Origin of the sequence: Streptomyces sp. NPDC058401 (assembly GCF_042722885.1) — a bacterium.
GTDB lineage: Bacteria > Actinomycetota > Actinomycetes > Streptomycetales > Streptomycetaceae > Streptomyces.
In genome coordinates this window covers 25,686-42,472 of record NZ_JBHXKA010000051.1, presented here as the reverse complement: position 1 = coordinate 42,472, position 16,787 = coordinate 25,686, and the positions used below count along the sequence as shown (strand labels likewise).

The window sequence follows — 16,787 nt, the reverse complement described above, 5'->3', positions numbered from 1 at the left end:
GGAGCCGGGGGGCGGTACGCATGACGGTCGTGGAACGGATGCGATCCCTGGACGTCTGCTCGGGCGCCGGCGGTCTCGCGCTGGGCCTGGAGCAGGCGGGATTCGACCCCGTGCTGCTTCTCGACAATCGGGACGTGGCCGTCGAGACGCTCAGGTGGAACAGGCCCCACTGGAAGGTTCTTGAGACGGACCTCCTGGACTTCGACCCTTGCGAGCACCAGCAGACGTACGACGTCGACCTGCTGTCCGCGGGTCTGCCCCGTGTGAAGGCCACGGCCACCGCAGGTCGACGTGACAGCGACGTCGAGCTCGAGCTGCTGCGCGCCACCATGATGCTCATGCACGGAGTGCAGCCGAAGGCCCTGCTCGTCGAGAACGTGCCGGACCTGGCGATCAAGCCGGCCTACGAGGCGATCCGCGGCTATGTGGCCGCGGAACTCTCCCACCTCGGCTATCGGCACAGGTGGCTCGTGATCAACGCCGCCGACTACGGCGTCCCCCAGACGCGACGTCAAGGCATCCTGGTCGCGTTCAAAGGCGATGGTCTCGACGCGTTCGTCGAACCGCTCGCGACTGTGAACAGCCACCTGTCGGTGGGTGAGGCCCTGGTCGAATCCATGTCCCGGCGGGGCTGGCCCGATGCCGCCCGCTGGGCGGCACAGGCGCTCGACCCAGCCCCGACCCTTGTAGGCGGGTCCTGGGCTCGGGGAGGCGCCGATTTGGGTCCGACGGGTTCGAAGGGGGCGTGGGCCCGCATGGGCGTGGATGGAGGGACCGTCGCCGACGACGTACCCGACGAGGCTTTCTGCTGGGATCCGGCGCTCGGCCGACCCGGAATGATGCCGTTGACCGTAGACCAGGCGGCCCTGTTGCAGGGTTTTCCACCCGAGTGGCGCATCGCCGGTCGCAAGACGGCTCGATATCGCCAGATCGGCCACGCCTCACCGCCTCCCGTGGGCCGTGCCCTCGGTGCTGCCATCGCCTCCGCGCTGCGCGCCTGACCCTCATCGAACCCCTGCAATACGACCGACACCGGTGACTACACTTGACCCTCATGAGCAAGAACCAGCCCCAGTCGTCTCAGCCCGGACAGATCCGGGTCATGGACCTGTTTGCGGGGGCTGGCGGCTTTTCCGCTGGTTTCGCCGGATACAAGCCGAGCGGCGTGAGCCCCTTCAGGTCGGTCGCGGCAGTGGAGTTCGACGCAGCGGCGGCCTCCACCTACGCGGCCAACTTCGGTGGTTCACACGTATACCCGGGTGACATCGCGCACTTCGACGCAACCCCCTACAAGGGCCAGGTCGACGTGATCATGGGTGGGCCTCCGTGCCAGGGCTTCTCCGGGCTCGGCAAGCAGGACCCGGACGACCCCCGGAACGAGCTGTGGCAGGAGTACGTCAAGGTGGTGGCCAAGGTCCACCCCAAACTGTTCGTGATCGAGAACGTGGACCGCTTCCTGAGGTCTCCCCAGTTCGACGATCTCCGAACTGCCTCCGAAACGCCGGGTCACCCTCTGTACGACTACACCGTGGTGCCGGCGATGATGAACGCTGCCGACTACGGGGTCCCGCAGGCTCGGCGTCGCGTGATCGTGATCTGCACGCACAAGGATTTCGGATCCCCGCTCCGGCACCCCGAGCCGACGCACGCGAAGAACGGGCCCGTGATCGATGCCGATCCCGCACAGGAATCGCTCTTCGACGGGTCCGCGATCAGGCCTCGCTGGGAGCCCGTTTCAAAGGTTTTCGGTACGTCCGCCAAGCGCCCGCTCCTAGAGGAGATGCCCGAACCTCGGGGCGGGAGCGCACTCGTCGACAGCGTGCCGGGTCACTACCTCACGACGGATCTCCATTTCCGCCGCAACCCCGAGCCTCTTTCCCGCGCGAGGTACATGGCGATCAAGAAGAACGGAAACCGCAACGACCTGCGCGGTGTTTCCTACCGCATGGATGCGGCAGGCGATATCCACCTCTCCACGGATGCCGGGTACGCGGAGATCGAGGGACAAGAGATCCCCCTCTCGACGCCGAGCTGGGACAAGCACAATTCCGGGTCCGGAGACGTGATGGGGCGTCTCCGGATGCACACGCCCTCCGTCACCATTCGCACGGAGTTCTACAAGCCGGAAAAGGGGCGCTACCTCCACCCCACGGCAGATCGCCCCATTACCCACTACGAGGCGGCCCTCATTCAAGGGTTCCCGTCAAAATTCAAGTGGTTCGGGACGAAGGTTCAGATCGCCCGCCAGATCGGCAATGCCGTACCCGTCGGCCTCGGCTCCACCCTGGCCGAGGCCATCCACACCTACCTGGCACCGCGCATGTGACACCGGCCGATACCGGCGTTTCACGCACGGTCCGACGGCTTGACGAGGCTCACGCCGGCCGAGACGGGCTCCGCGAGGCCCTGCCTCCTCGTCCCCCTGTCGCGCAGTGGCGCCTCGGCCAGGAGCCGGTCGAAGATCGGAACCAAGGCATCGACAGAGGCCTGTCGCACTGTTCCGTCGTCGGGGCCCTCCGGCAACCGCTCCCAAGGGACCGCCGCCGCGTGCTCCGACTCGTCGATCCAGTCGCGAAGCGCATCGATCTCCGGTCCTCCGTCGGGAGCGAGCACCTCGTACACCAAGGTGCTGCCGGCCGCGTTCACCGCAGCCGATAGAGCGTTGACCCGATCTCCCATACGCCGTTCTCCCGCAGCTAGCCGCCTGCCGAGAATCTTCACGATCGCCTGTGCCGTCGGACGATGATCGATGACGTCGAGACGCATGGTCGTCTGGAGCACGTCCTGCAGCCTGCAGGCGACCTCCACCGGACGGTAGTCCGATCCGTCCCGAAAGAGCTCGGCCGCCCACCACAGCCGCGAGAAGGCCTGCGTGTAGTGCGGGCCCGAGAAGCGCGTGACGGTCGCCGCGCCCTGCCCCGCATCCGTGTCCGACCGGCGATGCCTCCACGCGACGTAGTCCGGGGCCACGACCATGGCCAGGTGGTTCCACAACCGGTTGTCCGCGGCCTCGGCACGTGTCATGCGCAGCGTCGCGTGCAGGCGCGGCGCCAGCCACCCGTCCGCCGCCGCCCGGTTGCCGTCGTGCCTGATCATTGCCTGCTCCACGAGATCGCGTACCGGCGCCGTACGCCATCGGGAGGCATGTGCGAGTTCCTCGGATGCTTTGCGCAGGGCTACTTGGGGCGGTGTCGCCTGACCGGTCTGCACCGCGCGGCTCAGGTGTTTGGCCACCGCGGCATCGGACAGGAAGCCCAGCATCGAGGGAAGATCCTCACGGTTCACGCCGCTCACCTGGAGACACCGTTACCTTCCTCGCCGTGCACAGAGCGCACCGCGTTGGTCAGATTCCTCGTCGTGCGACTCCGCCGTCCCACCGCGAACTGCACACCCGTCTGGATCTCCGCCCAACCGTGGCCCTTCGTACGCCGTTCGGTGAGCTCGTAGAGGGCGTCGGTGAGCTGTCGACCGGGCAGCACGTCGGGAAGCATCACGCGGAGAACCGCCTCTCGCCAACCGGTGGGCATCAACGGGGTCCCGTCCTCGTCGACATCCAGGTCACTGATCGCGGTGTGGAACATCGCCGTCCAGACGTCCTGGGCGATCTGACTCGCACTGAGCTCACGCAGGGTCCTTACCGCAGCACTTCCCCCGGTGCCGGAGAGCGCCTCGATCAGTCCTTCCACGGCGCCCGTGTTGAGGTAGACAGTGGGGATCTCCCCTGCGGTCTCGACGATCCACGCGGACTCCTTGTACGGCCGCAGCCACTCGTGCGGGCCTTCCTTGAAGTCCACTTCAACGATGTCGATCTCTCGCTGGCGCACGGGCACGGAAGCCTTGAGGTCGACGGCCCAGTCCTCCGTGGCGACACCGACCAGGCGGCCCGGAACACCGCCGACGGTCGCCACCACGACGACGCTCAGCGTCACACGACTGACGTGGCATGCTCGGTCCAGCTCGACCGTTCCCTGCATGGTCCCGTCCGCTCCCCGCAGAAGAACCGTCGTGGAGCGTCTATTGGTGGCCTTCTCCGACAGGACCGCGAGAAAAGCAACATCCGACCACGGCCCCGAGACCAGTTCCTCGTTCGGAGCCGTGACGACGACCCGGAGCCTGGCGCGGTCCCATTCGCCCCGCCCGGACCGGTGCAGGGCCACTGCCCGGTCCGCAGCGGAGATCATGTCGTACGGAAGCTCCGCACCATCGACGGAGACGGAGACGACCTTCAGGTCGATGTCTCCGAAGATCGTCGGATAGGGAAACACCGCGGTCACTTCACACCCCCGCGCGCCTTCTGGACCTCCACCACGAGGCGGGCGAACCCACCGTGCACCGGGTGGGTGCGCGGATCGGTCACACCATGGAACACGGCCGTGCGCACCCCGGGGGCGACCACCAGGTCACCCGCCTCCACACGACAGTCCAAGGACGCGACGAGCTCGGCCCAGTCGACCACCGGCCTGCCACCGGAGCGCACGTCGAACTTCGCCACCGGTGTCAGCAGCCAGGGGTCCTCCGCATCGGGCAGCTTGATTTCCACGGTCATGTTCCAAGCCCCGGCATCATCGACGCGCGCATCGACGCTCCGGACCACGGGAAAGCTCTGCATCCTCCGTTGCGCCGCTGCGGGCACACCCAGCTTCAGGAGGTCCCTCAACACCGCAGGGCCCCCCGCTCGGTTGACGTCCCGCCTCCCCACGAGGCCGCGTACCGCCTTGTCCACGTCACCGCGAAACTCCTTGAGCCGGCTGACGGCACCACGCTCGTAGAGGGACGTCAGTTCCTCCGTGCGGTCCCAACGGTCGTGCTCGGGCGGCTCCGAAGCCCGCAGGAACGCCTCGGCGAGGTCCACGTCCTCACCCGTACGATCCGTCGCGTACCCGGCAAGGAGGACTGCCTGGAACGGCGTGGTGCCGAGCGGCAACTCGCGCGGCCTGTGTTCCGTGATGGTCATGCGGTTGCCACGCATGCAGACGACACGGCTGTGCCTCTCATCCGTGTCGGCCGCCGGGGTGAGCAAGAGGACCGCGCGGTGCTCCCTGCCCTTGTCTCGCGCCCGTCCGTGACCTTTTCGGGGCGTCACGATCAGGGGGACCTCGACACGGGCCACCTGGTCGGCTGATGTGAGCTCGTCCACCACCTTGCCGTCGAGGTGGCACTGCAACGCTCGACTCAGGGCCGGATGTCGGGAATGCGGGTCGACTCTCTCTTCCCCGATGACCACGCGGCCGTTGCGCAGGGCGCTCACCCGGACGTCCAACAGCGGTCCCGCGTCGCGTCCTCCGATCATGGCTGCCCAGAACCCGTCGGCGAGTGAGCGGACCAACTTCTCGTGGAGGTCCTGAAGCTCTTCCGCGTCTCCCGAGGCGTCATGCGCGCCCACCACGAGGAAGGACGTGCCAGGAGCCCCGTCCCTCCTTTCGAGATGGAGGCTGCGGACCACGTCCTCGCTTGCCCACCAGGAGCGCGACACGTCCTTGTGGGCGGGTTCGGAGTCGGGCTCGCCGAACCACGCCGGACCCGCGAAGGCCTCACCTCCCACCTGCCTCCAAGGAAGATCCAACCGTCCGATGACACGTCGCTCCGTACGCCCTTCGTGGGGCTCGGAGAGGGTGGAGTTGATCAACACGAGGCCGAACCGACTCGCGGCCCACAGCGTGGCCTTCCCCAGACCGTACGACCCGCCCGCCCGACCACCGGCCCCCTTGTGGCTGTCGAGCTGACGCCTGACCACGGCTGCGAAGCGGCCGTCCTGATACTCGGGGCCGGTGAGGCCGTTGGCGTTGTAGTCGTCGACGCGGAGCAGGAGAAGGGACTGCCGCGTCTCCAACTCGTCCAGCGCCGCCCGCAGGCTCCTCGACACCTTTTGCTCGGCCGACGCCGCTTGGTCGTAGTGCGGTCGCAGATCCTCCCAGCGCAGAGCAGCAAGGAAGTCCGTCAGGAACTCTCCGCTCAGTTCGTGCAGGGTGTAGTGCATGCGCACGGGAACACTCGGGTCGTGGCGCTCGTCGAGGGAGTTCTGGGTCGCTTCCCGGGCGAGCACCGACATGTCTGCATCGAAGGCAAAGGTGGCGGCGTTTCCGTATTCACGGCCTCCGTCGGCGTGGGCCGGACGATGGTGCCAGCGCCGGGGGTGTTCGGGTAGGACGGCGGTGGTTCGACTGGGCACCGATGCGGCATCGGTGCCGAACAACTCGGCGAGAGCGCGTTTGGTCTCGTCTCGCGGCCCACCCCGTCCATTGACCCACGCGGAGAGCACCGCCCGAGTCAGCCCCAGCCGATCACCAAGATCGGATTGCGTCATGTCCATGCGGCTCAACTGACGCGAGAGCCACGGACCGAACTCCTCGCCCGGCTGCTCCATACGTCTTCCTCCGCTGGTCAGGCACGCGATTGCGTAGGTCACGATCACCCTAACAGCGGAGTTTTGACGAGTCAGGCGATGTCAAATAGCGGTGACGGTGTGGGCTCGCCCAGGGGCCGCGGCAGCCCGTGACCGCCCGGCGGACGCGCGGGCGGCTCGCCGTTCCTCGACCGCTCGTGCAATGCGAACGGCGGCTTGATTCGGACTCTCGTGTTCCCACACTCGGAGCGAGAGCCAGCCGGACTCGGCGAGGCGCGCGTCGGTATCGCGGTCCCGCGCCCGGTTGCCCTCGATCTTGGATCGCCAGAACTCGGCATTTCGTCGGGGCCACGTCACGTGCTCGGGACATCCGTGCCAGAAGCAGCCGTCGACGAAGACGGCGACCTTCGCGGGACCGAACACGATGTCGGCTTCGCGTCGCACTCCCTTCGCCGGTCGACGATGGACTCGGTAGCGCAAGCCCGCCGCGTGCAAGGCCCGCCTCAGGGCCATTTCGATCCCGGTGTCCTTGCTCTTCTGCCGGCTCATACGAGCACGGTCGCCTGCAGTGCTCTCAAGGGCTTCCACCTCGTCATTGTCCCGGCACGGGAAGCTCCAGTTGGACGTGGCCGCGGGCCAGGGCTGTGGGTGGGGTGGGGCGGGTGGTGGTCAGGGTGAGGAGGGTGCGGAGGGCTGCGATGACCTCCGTCGGGGTGTCTCGCATCATCGAGGGGGTGGCGCTGACCACCAGGATGCCGTGGGACTCCAGGCGGAGGCGGCGGTGGAGGGTGGCGTGCCAGGAGTCGCGGGTGTAGTGGTACTCCGCCGAGTCGATCTCCAAGGCCACGCCCTCGTCCGGCCAGTAGGCGTCCGGGCTCGCCAGGAACGTGCCGTCCGGGGTGTGGAGGCGGGCGTTCCACAGGGGGGTCGGGAGGTCCGTGGCGGAGAGGGTGTCGCGGGCCTGGGCCTCGGCGACCGAGCGGACGCCGGCGAGGAGTTCCGCGGCCGCGGCGCGGATCGCGGGACGGGTCAGGAGGCGGGCGGCACGGAGTTCGGCGTGCAGGTCCTGCGGGTGGCACCAGCCGGACTGGACGACCTGGGCGAGGACCGAGCGGATCCGGTCCGCCGGCTCCCCGGTCCGGGCCGCGAAGTCGGCGGCCGCGCGCACCGGGCGGGTGCTCGGAATGCCGGAGACGGTGATGGTGCGGGGCCAGCGGGTGGTGGGGAACGGCCGTACCTCTGGTGAGCCCGCGAGCTTGCGCGGGGCTCGGATCAGGACGTCGGCCGGCGTGTACGGGGCTTCGCGGATCCCGAGCAGCGCGAGGGCCGCGCCGCCGGTGAGGGCGGCGGTGTCGCCGGAGAGCGGGTCGGAGCCGGGTTCGGCGGCGTAGAGGACGGCGGCCAGGGCGCGTTGGCGCTGGTCCGGGGGGCCGGTCTGGAGGAGGTAGACCCGGGGCAGCAGGCGCTGCCAGGGCCCGCCGGGGCGGGTGCGGGAGGTGATCGTGCCGGGCGGGATACCGGCGGTGGTGGTGAGTTGGTGGCGCGTGGCGAGGTTGAGCTGGCGGCGGGCCGGTGAGGTGGAGGTGGGCGTCGGATTGGGGGTGCGGGTGCGGCTGCGCTTGGGAGGGGCGGTGGGGGTGGCCCGGGAGGGCGTCCCCGGTCGGGTGGCGGGCCTGGAACGTTGTGGGTGGGCCGGGTGCGTGGCCGTCGTCGCGTGGGTGGGGTGGGTGGGGCGCGTGGTGGGGTTCATGGGCGCGGTATGCCCCGCCCGAGTGGATCGGACGCCTCGCCGGGCGATCTTTCGAAGCTCCCGGCCGGGCGCCTGGGCGGGGTGCGTGCCGGGCCGTTCAGTGGCGCGTCGCATGGCCTGTGTCGCATGGCATCGCATGGCCTGTGTCGCATGGCATCGCATGGCCTGTGTCGCATGGCATCGCATGTATCGCATGGCATGACGAAGTCTGCCGGGCTCGGTACCGCCGGGGGCACGGCCGAGGGGCTCGTCTTCCCGGTCCGCCGGGCTGGCAGGAGCAGGAACGGCAGCACGTGGCATGCCCCCTCCGGACGGACGCGGGCACTCCGCAGAGGACGGGGGCGGCTCTCGGAGGCAGCGGCGGCGGGCGCACGCTGGTGCCGTTCCGGGCGCTCCACGGAGGACGGGGGCAGCTCCCGGCGGGCCGTGGCCGGAGGCCGTGCCATTCCCGACCGCGCTCCGCAGAGGACAGGTCGGCTCTCGACAGGCCGCGGCCGGAGGCCGGGGCCGTTACGGACAGCGCTCCGCCGAAGGCGAGGGCCGCTCCCAGCGGGCCGCGGCCTGAGGCCGTGCCATTCCCGACCGCGCTCCGCAGAGGACAGGTCAGCTCTCGGCAGGCCGGTGCCGGAGGCCAGGCCATTGCGGACGGCGTTCCGCCGAAGGCGGGACAGCTCCCAGCAGGCGGTGGGCGGATGCCGGTGCCATTCCGGGCGGCGCACCGCCGAAGGCGCGGGCCGCTCCCGGCAGGCTGCGGCCGGAGGCCCGTGCCGTTACGGAAGGCGCACCGCCGAGGGTGAGGGCCGCTCCCAGCAAGCCGCGGGCGGATACCGGTGCCGTTCCGGGCGACGCTCCGCTGAAGGCGAGGGCCGCTCCCAGCGGGACACGGCCTGCGGCCGGTGCCATTCTGGACGGTGCTCCACCCGAGGCGAGGGCCGCTCCCAGCAGGCGGTGGGCGGATGCCGGTGCCATTCCGGGCGGCGCACCGCCGAAGGCGAGGCCGGCTCCCAGCAAGCCGCGGCCGGAGGCCGGTGCCGTTTCGGGTGGGACGAGCCGGGCCGGGGCGTCCGGGCAGGGTCCGGGGAAGGGCGGCCCGGTTATGCCGCCCGGTTCGGGTGGTCCGGGGAGAGGAAGACGATGACGCCCGTCTCCGTGCCGGGGAGGGGGGTTACCTCGTGCCAGCCCAGGCGGCGGTACGTGGCCACCGTGTTCTTCGCCAGTCGGCTGGTCAGCAGCCAGGCGCGGCGGTCCGGGGCGTCGGTGGTGATCTCGGTGAGGAGGTCCCGGGCGGCGCCGCGGCCGCGCGCGTAGGGGCGTACCGCGAGTTCGTCTATCTCCAGTGCCCCGGTGAGGAGTTCCTTCACCCGGGCCGAGCCGAGCTGCGCGGCGACCTGCGCGTACGCGCGGTTCTTCGGGAAGGCCACCGGGGTGACCCAGCCCGTCGCGAAGCCGTCGATGCCGGTGGCGGACTGGATGAAGGCCGTACGGAATCCACGGCGCCGGGCGTCGGCCGGGAGGCGGGCGGCGAACTGGCGAATGGTTTCTTCGTCTTCGTTCCACGGCGGGGCGGAGAAGACGTCGGCGTAGGCGTCGACCAGTTCGTCCGCGAGGTCGAGGACGGCCTGTCCGTAGCAGATCACGATGTCCTGGCTCCTGATGTGGGTGGGGAGGGATGAGGCGGGAGGGGGCGAGGTGGTTTGCCCCTTTGGGTGGGAGATTGAATTTATGCCCATCGGGTTCCCTGGGCAGACATCGCGCGGATCCGGCGAGTGTGCGACAAATCCCCTCGGTGCGGTCCGTGTCGGGCGGCCGGGCGGCCGCGTTGAGCAGCGCGTGGACAGACTGATTCGGGCCGCCGGCGGGGCCGGGCTCGCGTTTCTGCTCGTGTTGGGCGTGGTGGCGGTGCTGCCGCGCGGTGTACGGGACGTCATGCCGGATCCGGTGATCGGCGGGGCCGTACTGGTGTTGGGTGCGGTGGGGGCCCGACGGGTGGTCAAGGGGTCGGGTTAGCCTCGGGGGCGAGTAGGGCGAGTAGGGCGAGTAGGGCGAGTAGGGCGAGTAGGGCGAGTAAGTGTGCGCGGATGAACCGATCATCCGATGAGGTGAGGGAGTTGGACAGCATGGCACGGGTACCGAGCTCTGCAGTGGCGGCCGCCGGTCTGGTCGGCGGGTACGCCGTCGCGCGGTGGACCAAGAAGCGGCCGCTCGGCGGTGTCGTACTCGGCGCCGCGGGCATCGTCGCCGGGCGGGAGTGGCACAAGCGCGGGGGCGCCCCCGCGGCGGCCGGGCTCGGCGCGCTGTACCTCGCCGGGTTCGCCGGTGCGCACCCGCTGGCGAAGAAGGTCGGCGCCTGGCCGGCGGTCATCGGCGCCGCGGGCGTGGTCGCCGCCGCATCCTGGGCCGTCGCCGACCGCGGCTGACCCCCTGGGCGGCACGGGCCGCGTACGAAGCCGCCCGGAACCGGTAACCGGGCCGCAGGCCAAGGCCCGCGGGCCGCGTACGAGCCCCCACCCCGCCGGATCGTGCCAGGATCGCCGGTATGCCTGAGCGCGCGCGGAGCTTCGGAGCGATCGCGGAAGCCTACGAACGGTTCCGCCCGGGGTATCCCGTGGAGCTCTTCGACCTGGTGAGGGAGTACGCGGGCCGTCCGCTGGTGACCGCCCTCGAAATCGGTGCCGGGACGGGCAAGGCAACCCGCCTCTTCGCCCGGCAGGGGGTCACGGTCACCGCGACCGAGCCCGACGCGGCCATGCTCGCCGAGCTGCGCAAGCAGGTACCGGCGAGCGTCAGGACGGTGCGGGCCGCCTTCGAGGACCTGCGCCCGGGCCGCCGGTACGGGCAGCGGTACGGGCTGGTCTATGCGGCGGCCGCGCTGCACTGGACCGTCCCGGCGGGCCGGTGGGCGCGGGTGGCCTCCCTGCTGGAGCCCGGGGGCGTCTTCGCCTCGTGCGGCGGACCGGTCCAACTGGCCGACCCGGCCGTCGAGGAAGCCGTACGCACGGCACGGGCTCCGTTCCTGGAGAGCGACGAGATCCCCTCCCCGGACGGGACGCCGCCCGGCCACGACATGCAGTGGCCGGGTACGGAGCTCCGGCGGTCCGCCCTGTTCGCCGATGTGCGGCAGGCGGTGATCGAACGCCGCCTGACGATGAGCGCCGGCGACTACCTCGGCCACCTGTCCACCGTCTCGGCCTATCTCGTCCTGCCGCCCTTGGTGAGGGAGCGGGTGTTCCGCCGGATCGCGCAGGCCCTGCCGGGGCGGGTCGAGATCGCCGCCGACATCACCGTCCACCTCGCGCGGCGGCGGCGCCACGAGCCGTAGCCCCCGTCGAGGACCGCCGAGCACCGTCGAGGACCGCCGAGCACCGTGCAGCAGCCCCCGCAGCCGCCCCGCTACGCCCCCAGCGCCCGCGACACCGTGTAGATCAAGAGGCCCGCCAGGGCGCCGACGACCGTGCCGTTGATGCGGATGAACTGGAGGTCGCGGCCGATATGGGCCTCGATCTTGCGCGAGGTGTGCTCCGCGTCCCAGCCCGCCACGGTGTCCGTGATGAGGGAGGTGATCTCCGCGCGGTACGTGGTGACCACGTACACCATCGCGCCCTCGATCCAGCCCTCCACCTTGGCTTGGAGGCGGCCGTCCGTGGCCAGCCGGGCGCCCAGGGACATCAGCGAGGAACGGACCCGCAGGCGCAGCGCGCTCTGCTCGTCCTCCGCCGCCGAGATGATCATCGAGCGGACCGCCGTCCAGGTGGAGGCGATCACGTCCTGGATCTCCTCCCGCTGGAGGATCTCCGACTTCAGGCGCTCCACCCGCGCCCGCGTCTCCGTGTCCGACTGGAGGTCGGCGGCGAAGTCCGCGAGGAAACGGTCCACCGCCCCGCGCGCCGGGTGCTCCGGCATGTCGCGCATCTCCTGGACGAAGCGGAGCAGTTCCTTGTAGACGCGGTCGCCGATCTTGCGGTCCACGAACCTCGGGGTCCAGCCCGGAGCCCCGCCCTGCACCGCCGCCTCCACCGACTCGGCGTGGGTGACCAGCCAGTCGTACGCCCGCGCGCACACCAGGTCCACGACCCGGCGGTGGCCGCCGTCCGCGACGACCTTCTCCAGCGTCTTGCCGATCCCCGGCGCGATCTCCGCCGTCTCGGCCCGCCGCGTGATCGCCTCCCCCACGACGGCCTGCACATCGGAGTCCCGCAGGACCGTCAGCGCCCCGCGCAGGGCCGTGGCCAGCTCGGCCGTGACCCGGTCGGCGTGTGCGGGCTCGGCCAGCCAGGCGCCGAGCCGGCCGCCGATGCCCAGCGCGTGCAGCCTCGTGCGCACCACGTCGGCGGAGAGGAAGTTCTCCCCGACGAACTCCCCGAGCGAGACCCCGAGCTGGTCCTTCTTCGTCGGGATGATCGCGGTGTGCGGGATGGGCAGGCCGAGCGGCCGCCGGAACAGGGCGGTGACGGCGAACCAGTCCGCGAGCGCGCCGACCATGCCCGCCTCGGCCCCGGCCGCGACGTACCCGGCCCAGCCGCCCGCGCCCGCGTGTTCCGCCCACTTCGCGGCCACGTAGATCAGCGCGACCAGGCCGAGCAGGCCAGTGGCGGTCCGCTTCATCCGGCGGACGCCGTGCCGGCGCTCCTCGTCCGCCTCGCTGAACACGAACCCGCCGCGTCCGGTGGCCCCGGTCGACGAGGTCGACGAGGTCGACGTCGAAGACGCGGCCTCCTCCGCCGTAGCCGTCGTGCTGCCCTGCTCCACGTGCTCCTGCCTTCCCCCGGGCGACGGTTTCGTCCGCAAAGCGGCCGACTCTCTAGCATCCGACTCCCGGGGCGCCCGGGGAGTTCCCGGCGCGCCGTACTGGTCCCCCGTACTGGTCCCCGTCCGTGGACCGCGGTCCCTCCCGCAGACCGCCCGGCCCCAGCCCGGCAGCCCTACATCCCTACGGCCCTACAGCTCCTTGCGCGGCTTCTGCTTCGGCACCGACCGCTGCTTCGGCGGTTTCACCTTCACGTCGACCCCGCCCCAGAAGGCGAGGCCCGTCACGACCACCCGCGGAGCTCCCGGTTCCACCGGGCCGGGGTTGTTGCTCTGGTCGAAGCCGCCCATCACGCCGATGCCCCGTACGTCGACCTCCACGCCCGGCGGCACGGTGATCTGGATGCCGCCCATGACGGCGACGCAGTTGATCACGACCTCCCGCTCCGCGAAGTTCGCCTCGCGCAGGTCGATGTCACCGCCGCCCCAGAACGCCACCGCGTGGAACCGGGCGGGCACGGTCCAGTTTCCCTTGCGCTGGAAGCCCGACATGACCGCCACGGCCATGGCCGGACCGCCCGCCGCTCCTCCGCCGCCCACGATCCGGTCCGGCCAGGCGGCCCCCGAACCCCCCGGCACCGCCTTCGTCAGCCCGACCGGAGCCCCCGGGGTCACCGGGGAGGCCGCGATCGGAGCCGTCGCGCCGAGCGCGGGCAGATCGCGCGTCAGCGGTTCGAGCTCCGCGTAGGTACGGGACCGGTAGGCCGCGTCCAGCCGCTCCTCGAACTCGTCCATGTCGAGCCGGCCCTCGGCGACGGCGTCCCGCAGCCGGTCCACCACCCGCTCCCGGTCGGCGTCCGAGGCCCTCAGCTCCGGCAGCGGGGCCGGGACGGGGACGGGTACAGGGGCCGGCCCTCCGTGCAACGCCGTCTCCGACTGCGCCTTCTCCGACTGCGCCTTCTCGGGCAACGCATTCTCGGACAACGCCTTCTCGGGCAACGGCTTCTCAGGCCGCTCGTCACTCATACGGACCAGCCTATGCAGTCACCCCGAAGAGTTGTATGGCCCGAACCCCCTTCCGGGTCAGGGTTGTCCCTGATTTAACCCCGCCCCTTCAACCCGCCCCTTCAACCCGCCCCTTCAACCCCGCCCCCTTCAACCCCGCCCCGCGTACATCCGCGCGATCACGTCCTCGATGTCCGGCTCCCGCACCGACAGGTCCAGCAGCGGATACTCCGCCGCCACCGCCGCCACCAGCGGAGCCGCCGAAGCACGCGCGGGGAACGCCAGCCACTGGCGGGCGCCCTCCACCTTCACCACCCGGGCCCCCGCCACCTCGATGGGCGGGAGCTCCCGCTCCAGGTCCACCACCAGCGTGCGCTCGCTCGCCGCCGCGCCGTCCGCGGCTCCGGCCGTGTGCAGTCCGCCCAGCGAGCCGTCGTACACCAGGCGCCCGTGGTCGATCACCATCACCCGCTCGCACAGCTGCTCGATGTCCTGGAGGTCGTGCGTGGTCAGCAGCACCGTGGTGCCGAGCTCCTCGTTCAGCTGCCGCAGGAAGCCCCGTACGCTCGCCTTGCTGACCACGTCCAGCCCGATCGTCGGCTCGTCCAGGTACAGCACGTCGGGGTCGTGCAGCAGCGCCGCCGCGATGTCCCCGCGCATCCGCTGCCCCAGCGACAGCTGCCGTACGGGTACGTCGAGCAGCGCGGCGAGGTCGAGCCGGTCCACGCAGCGCTCCATGTTCTCCGCGAACCGCGCCGCCGGGATCCGGTACATCCGCCGCATCAGCGCGTACGAGTCCTTCAGCGGAAGGTCCCACCACAGCGTCGTGCGCTGCCCGAACACCACGCCGATCCGGTGCGCGAGGCGCAGCCGCTCCCGCGCCGGGTCGATGCCGGCGACCCGCAGCCGGCCGCCGCTGGGGGTGAGGATGCCGGTCAGCATCTTGATGGTGGTCGACTTGCCCGCGCCGTTGGGCCCGATGTAGCCGACCATCTCCCCCCGGGCCACCTCGAAGGTGATCCCGTCCACGGCCCTGACCTGCCGTTTCTCCCGGCGCACCAGGCCCACCCGGCGCCGTACGTCGAAGACTTTCTCGACCTCGTGCAGTGAAATCAGCGCATCCGGCACGCCTGCTCAGCTCCCCGTACTGCGGTACGAACGGACCCCGGCGCGCCAGGCCAGCGACGCGGGGAGGAACACCACGAAGGCCACCAGCGGGCTCGCGTACGCCACCCACCCCGGCAGCCCCAGCGGATCGGGCCGGCCCAGCACGTACAGCGCGGGCAGCCAGTTGACGAAGGCGAGCGGCACGATGAAGGTGACCCCGCGCAGCAGGTCCTTCGCGAAGACGGTCGGCGGGTACTGGAGCATGGTGCAGCCGCCGTAGGTGAAGCTGTTCTGCACCTCCGCGGCGTCCCCGGCGAGGAACTGGAAGGCCGCGCCGCCCACCATCACCGCGCCGAAGATCGCCGCCCCGGCGGTGATCATCACGGGCACCATCAGCACCTTCCCGGCCGTCCAGTGCAGCTGGTCCAGCTCCGAGACGGCCCACCCCAGCACGGCGAGCCCCTGCCCGATCCGCCCGAGCCGGCGCAGCGCGAAGCGGTCGGCCGCCACCTGGGCGAGCACCGGGACCGGGCGGACCAGCATGGTGTCGAGGGAGCCGTCGCGGATCCGCGTGCCGATCCGGTCGGTGTTGCCGAGCAGCAGGTCGGCCAGGCCCAGGGAGGCCGAGCAGGACCCGTACAGCAGGGCGATCTCCGGGAGCGTGAAGCCGCCCAGCTCGTCCACGTGCGAGAACATGATCATGATCGCGACGAAGTCCAGGAGCGTGATCGCCGCATTGCCGAAGGTGGAGAGGAGGAAGGACGTGCGGTACGTCATCGTCGACCGGATCCACATCGCGGCGATCAGCCGGTAGCCGCGCAGCCCCTCCAGGACCCGGCTCCGCTGCGGGAGGACGAACTCCGGCTCCGCGTCCGCCCGCACGGGCCTCCCGACCCCGCCCTCCGCCACCCGCTCAGCCACCCTGGACCACCACCTTCCGCGTCGCGGCCGACTGCACCAGCCGGCCCAGCCCGAGCAGCGCCACGGCCCACGCGGCCTGGAAGCCGAGCGCCCCCGCCGTGCGCGCGGCCCCCGCGCCCCCGCCGAGCAGGACGTCCACCGGCACCTGGAGCATCGCCGCCCAGGGCAGGACGCGGACGAACTCCCCGAAGCCGCCCGGGAACACGGTCAGCGGCAGCAGCATCCCGGAGCAGAAGATGGAGACGACCGTGGCCATCATGTTGATCCCGGCCCCGTCCATCAGCCAGAAGGCCGCCAGCCCCAGCAGGTAGCGCAGCGCGAAGCTGACGACGAGCCCGAGGAGCACGGAGACCAGGAAGAGCAGCCAGCGCAGCGGGGCGGTGGGCAGCGCCAGCGGGAAGGCGAGCCCGCCGATCACCAGCGGTACTACGCCGCGGCCCAGGAGTTGAAACGCCGCCCGGCCCAGATCACCCGCGAGCCACCACGCCTGGAGATCGGCCGGACGGTACAGGTCGACGGCGATGTCACCCGTACGGACGCGTTCCTGGAACTCCTCCTGGAAGCCGCCGCCGATCAGCGCCCCGGCGGCGAGCAGTGCCTGACTGACCCACATGAACGTGAGGGCTTCGGACTGGTCGTAGCCGCCGAGTCCGGGCCGCTCGTCCCAGAGCGCGATGTACGTGTAGGCCAGGATGAAACCGAACACGGTGTTGGTGAACACCCCGGCCGCGGTGGCGGTCCCGTAGGTGGCGTACCTGCGAAAGCCCCCGGCCGCGACCGCCCCGTAGAGCCCGGCTCGTCCCACCACCGGCTGGCGCACCTCATCCCCTCCGTTTCCCAGGTCGTTGCTGCGTCGTTCCTACGTCGGCCAAAGCGCGCGAGCTTAGTGCGGAGGGGCGATCCACGCGAACGAATTAC

16 protein-coding genes are annotated in these 16,787 nt (G+C 70.8%); 5 read left to right on the top strand and 11 right to left on the bottom strand.

Annotated features, from left to right (window positions below; translation table 11 throughout):
- Positions 1-20: 20 nt before the first annotated feature.
- Positions 21-1,001 carry a DNA cytosine methyltransferase gene (locus tag ACFWNV_RS20270; protein ID WP_383948644.1) on the top strand — a complete coding sequence of 327 codons (981 nt, stop codon included), beginning with the start codon at positions 21-23 and terminating at the stop codon, positions 999-1,001.
- 53 nt (positions 1,002-1,054) lie between these two features.
- A complete protein-coding gene (locus tag ACFWNV_RS20265) occupies positions 1,055-2,326 on the top strand; it encodes a DNA cytosine methyltransferase (RefSeq protein WP_383948641.1) in 1,272 nt (423 codons plus the stop codon).
- Positions 2,327-2,346: 20 nt separating this feature from the next.
- On the opposite strand, the gene ACFWNV_RS20260 is transcribed toward ACFWNV_RS20265, so the two are convergent.
- The 6 genes from ACFWNV_RS20260 to ACFWNV_RS20235 all read right to left on the bottom strand — a co-directional run bounded on the left by ACFWNV_RS20260 (position 2,347) and on the right by ACFWNV_RS20235 (position 9,730).
- Positions 2,347-3,285 (bottom strand): DUF6339 family protein, encoded by a 939-nt coding sequence (locus tag ACFWNV_RS20260; protein WP_383948638.1) that lies wholly within the window; start codon positions 3,283-3,285, stop codon positions 2,347-2,349.
- Positions 3,286-3,290: 5 nt separating this feature from the next.
- Positions 3,291-4,274, bottom strand: a complete 984-nt coding sequence (locus ACFWNV_RS20255; protein WP_383948635.1) for a hypothetical protein — start codon at positions 4,272-4,274, stop codon at positions 3,291-3,293.
- Positions 4,271-6,364, bottom strand: a complete 2,094-nt coding sequence (locus tag ACFWNV_RS20250) for a helix-turn-helix domain-containing protein (protein WP_383948633.1) — start codon at positions 6,362-6,364, stop codon at positions 4,271-4,273. Before ACFWNV_RS20250 ends, ACFWNV_RS20255 begins: the two co-directional genes overlap by 4 nt.
- Before the next feature lie 81 nt (positions 6,365-6,445).
- A complete protein-coding gene (locus ACFWNV_RS20245; protein WP_383948630.1) occupies positions 6,446-6,931 on the bottom strand; it encodes a very short patch repair endonuclease in 486 nt (161 codons plus the stop codon).
- Positions 6,932-6,935: 4 nt separating this feature from the next.
- Complete coding sequence (locus ACFWNV_RS20240) at positions 6,936-8,093, bottom strand: hypothetical protein (protein ID WP_383948628.1); 1,158 nt, start codon at positions 8,091-8,093, stop codon at positions 6,936-6,938.
- 1,094 nt (positions 8,094-9,187) lie between these two features.
- Complete coding sequence (locus ACFWNV_RS20235) at positions 9,188-9,730, bottom strand: GNAT family N-acetyltransferase (RefSeq protein WP_383948625.1); 543 nt, start codon at positions 9,728-9,730, stop codon at positions 9,188-9,190.
- Between the two features lie 193 nt (positions 9,731-9,923).
- Between ACFWNV_RS20235 and ACFWNV_RS20230 the strand changes: the two genes are divergently transcribed.
- The 3 genes from ACFWNV_RS20230 (at position 9,924) to ACFWNV_RS20220 (ending at position 11,412) form a co-directional block, all read left to right on the top strand.
- The gene (locus ACFWNV_RS20230) at positions 9,924-10,100 is read left to right on the top strand and encodes a hypothetical protein (RefSeq protein WP_383948622.1); all 177 of its coding nucleotides are present in this window, start codon (positions 9,924-9,926) and stop codon (positions 10,098-10,100) included.
- A gap of 110 nt (positions 10,101-10,210) precedes the next feature.
- On the top strand, positions 10,211-10,510 hold the full coding sequence (locus ACFWNV_RS20225) for a hypothetical protein (RefSeq protein WP_375949072.1): 300 nt from the start codon (positions 10,211-10,213) through the stop codon (positions 10,508-10,510).
- Between the two features lie 119 nt (positions 10,511-10,629).
- Positions 10,630-11,412 (top strand): class I SAM-dependent methyltransferase, encoded by a 783-nt coding sequence (locus tag ACFWNV_RS20220; RefSeq protein ID WP_383948619.1) that lies wholly within the window; start codon positions 10,630-10,632, stop codon positions 11,410-11,412.
- Between the two features lie 71 nt (positions 11,413-11,483).
- Here ACFWNV_RS20220 and ACFWNV_RS20215 read toward each other — a convergent pair whose 3' ends face one another.
- The 5 genes from ACFWNV_RS20215 to ACFWNV_RS20195 form a co-directional block, all read right to left on the bottom strand.
- Positions 11,484-12,740 carry a DUF445 domain-containing protein gene (locus tag ACFWNV_RS20215; protein WP_383948670.1) on the bottom strand — a complete coding sequence of 419 codons (1,257 nt, stop codon included), beginning with the start codon at positions 12,738-12,740 and terminating at the stop codon, positions 11,484-11,486.
- A 288-nt stretch (positions 12,741-13,028) separates the two neighbouring features.
- Positions 13,029-13,862, bottom strand: coding sequence for a DUF1707 domain-containing protein (locus ACFWNV_RS20210; RefSeq protein ID WP_383948617.1), 834 nt, complete (start codon positions 13,860-13,862; stop codon positions 13,029-13,031).
- A gap of 129 nt (positions 13,863-13,991) precedes the next feature.
- A complete protein-coding gene (locus ACFWNV_RS20205) occupies positions 13,992-14,969 on the bottom strand; it encodes an ATP-binding cassette domain-containing protein (protein ID WP_383948614.1) in 978 nt (325 codons plus the stop codon).
- A 6-nt stretch (positions 14,970-14,975) separates the two neighbouring features.
- Entirely contained in the window at positions 14,976-15,869 is an 894-nt protein-coding gene (locus tag ACFWNV_RS20200) for an ABC transporter permease (protein WP_383948611.1), read from the bottom strand.
- Positions 15,862-16,674, bottom strand: a complete 813-nt coding sequence (locus ACFWNV_RS20195; protein WP_383948667.1) for an ABC transporter permease — start codon at positions 16,672-16,674, stop codon at positions 15,862-15,864. Before ACFWNV_RS20195 ends, ACFWNV_RS20200 begins: the two co-directional genes overlap by 8 nt.
- Positions 16,675-16,787 lie beyond the last annotated feature (113 nt).

Bases quoted from the DNA above. Each gene is read 5' to 3' on its own strand.
- ACFWNV_RS20270 (WP_383948644.1), top strand. From the start codon at position 21: ATGACGGTCGTGGAACGGATGCGATCCCTGGACGTCTGCTCGGGCGCC.
- ACFWNV_RS20265 (WP_383948641.1), top strand. From the start codon at position 1,055: ATGAGCAAGAACCAGCCCCAGTCGTCTCAGCCCGGACAGATCCGGGTC.
- ACFWNV_RS20250 (WP_383948633.1), bottom strand. From the start codon at position 6,364: ATGGAGCAGCCGGGCGAGGAGTTCGGTCCGTGGCTCTCGCGTCAGTTG.
- ACFWNV_RS20240 (WP_383948628.1), bottom strand. From the start codon at position 8,093: ATGAACCCCACCACGCGCCCCACCCACCCCACCCACGCGACGACGGCC.
- ACFWNV_RS20225 (WP_375949072.1), top strand. From the start codon at position 10,211: ATGGCACGGGTACCGAGCTCTGCAGTGGCGGCCGCCGGTCTGGTCGGC.
- ACFWNV_RS20220 (WP_383948619.1), top strand. From the start codon at position 10,630: ATGCCTGAGCGCGCGCGGAGCTTCGGAGCGATCGCGGAAGCCTACGAA.
- ACFWNV_RS20210 (WP_383948617.1), bottom strand. From the start codon at position 13,862: ATGAGTGACGAGCGGCCTGAGAAGCCGTTGCCCGAGAAGGCGTTGTCC.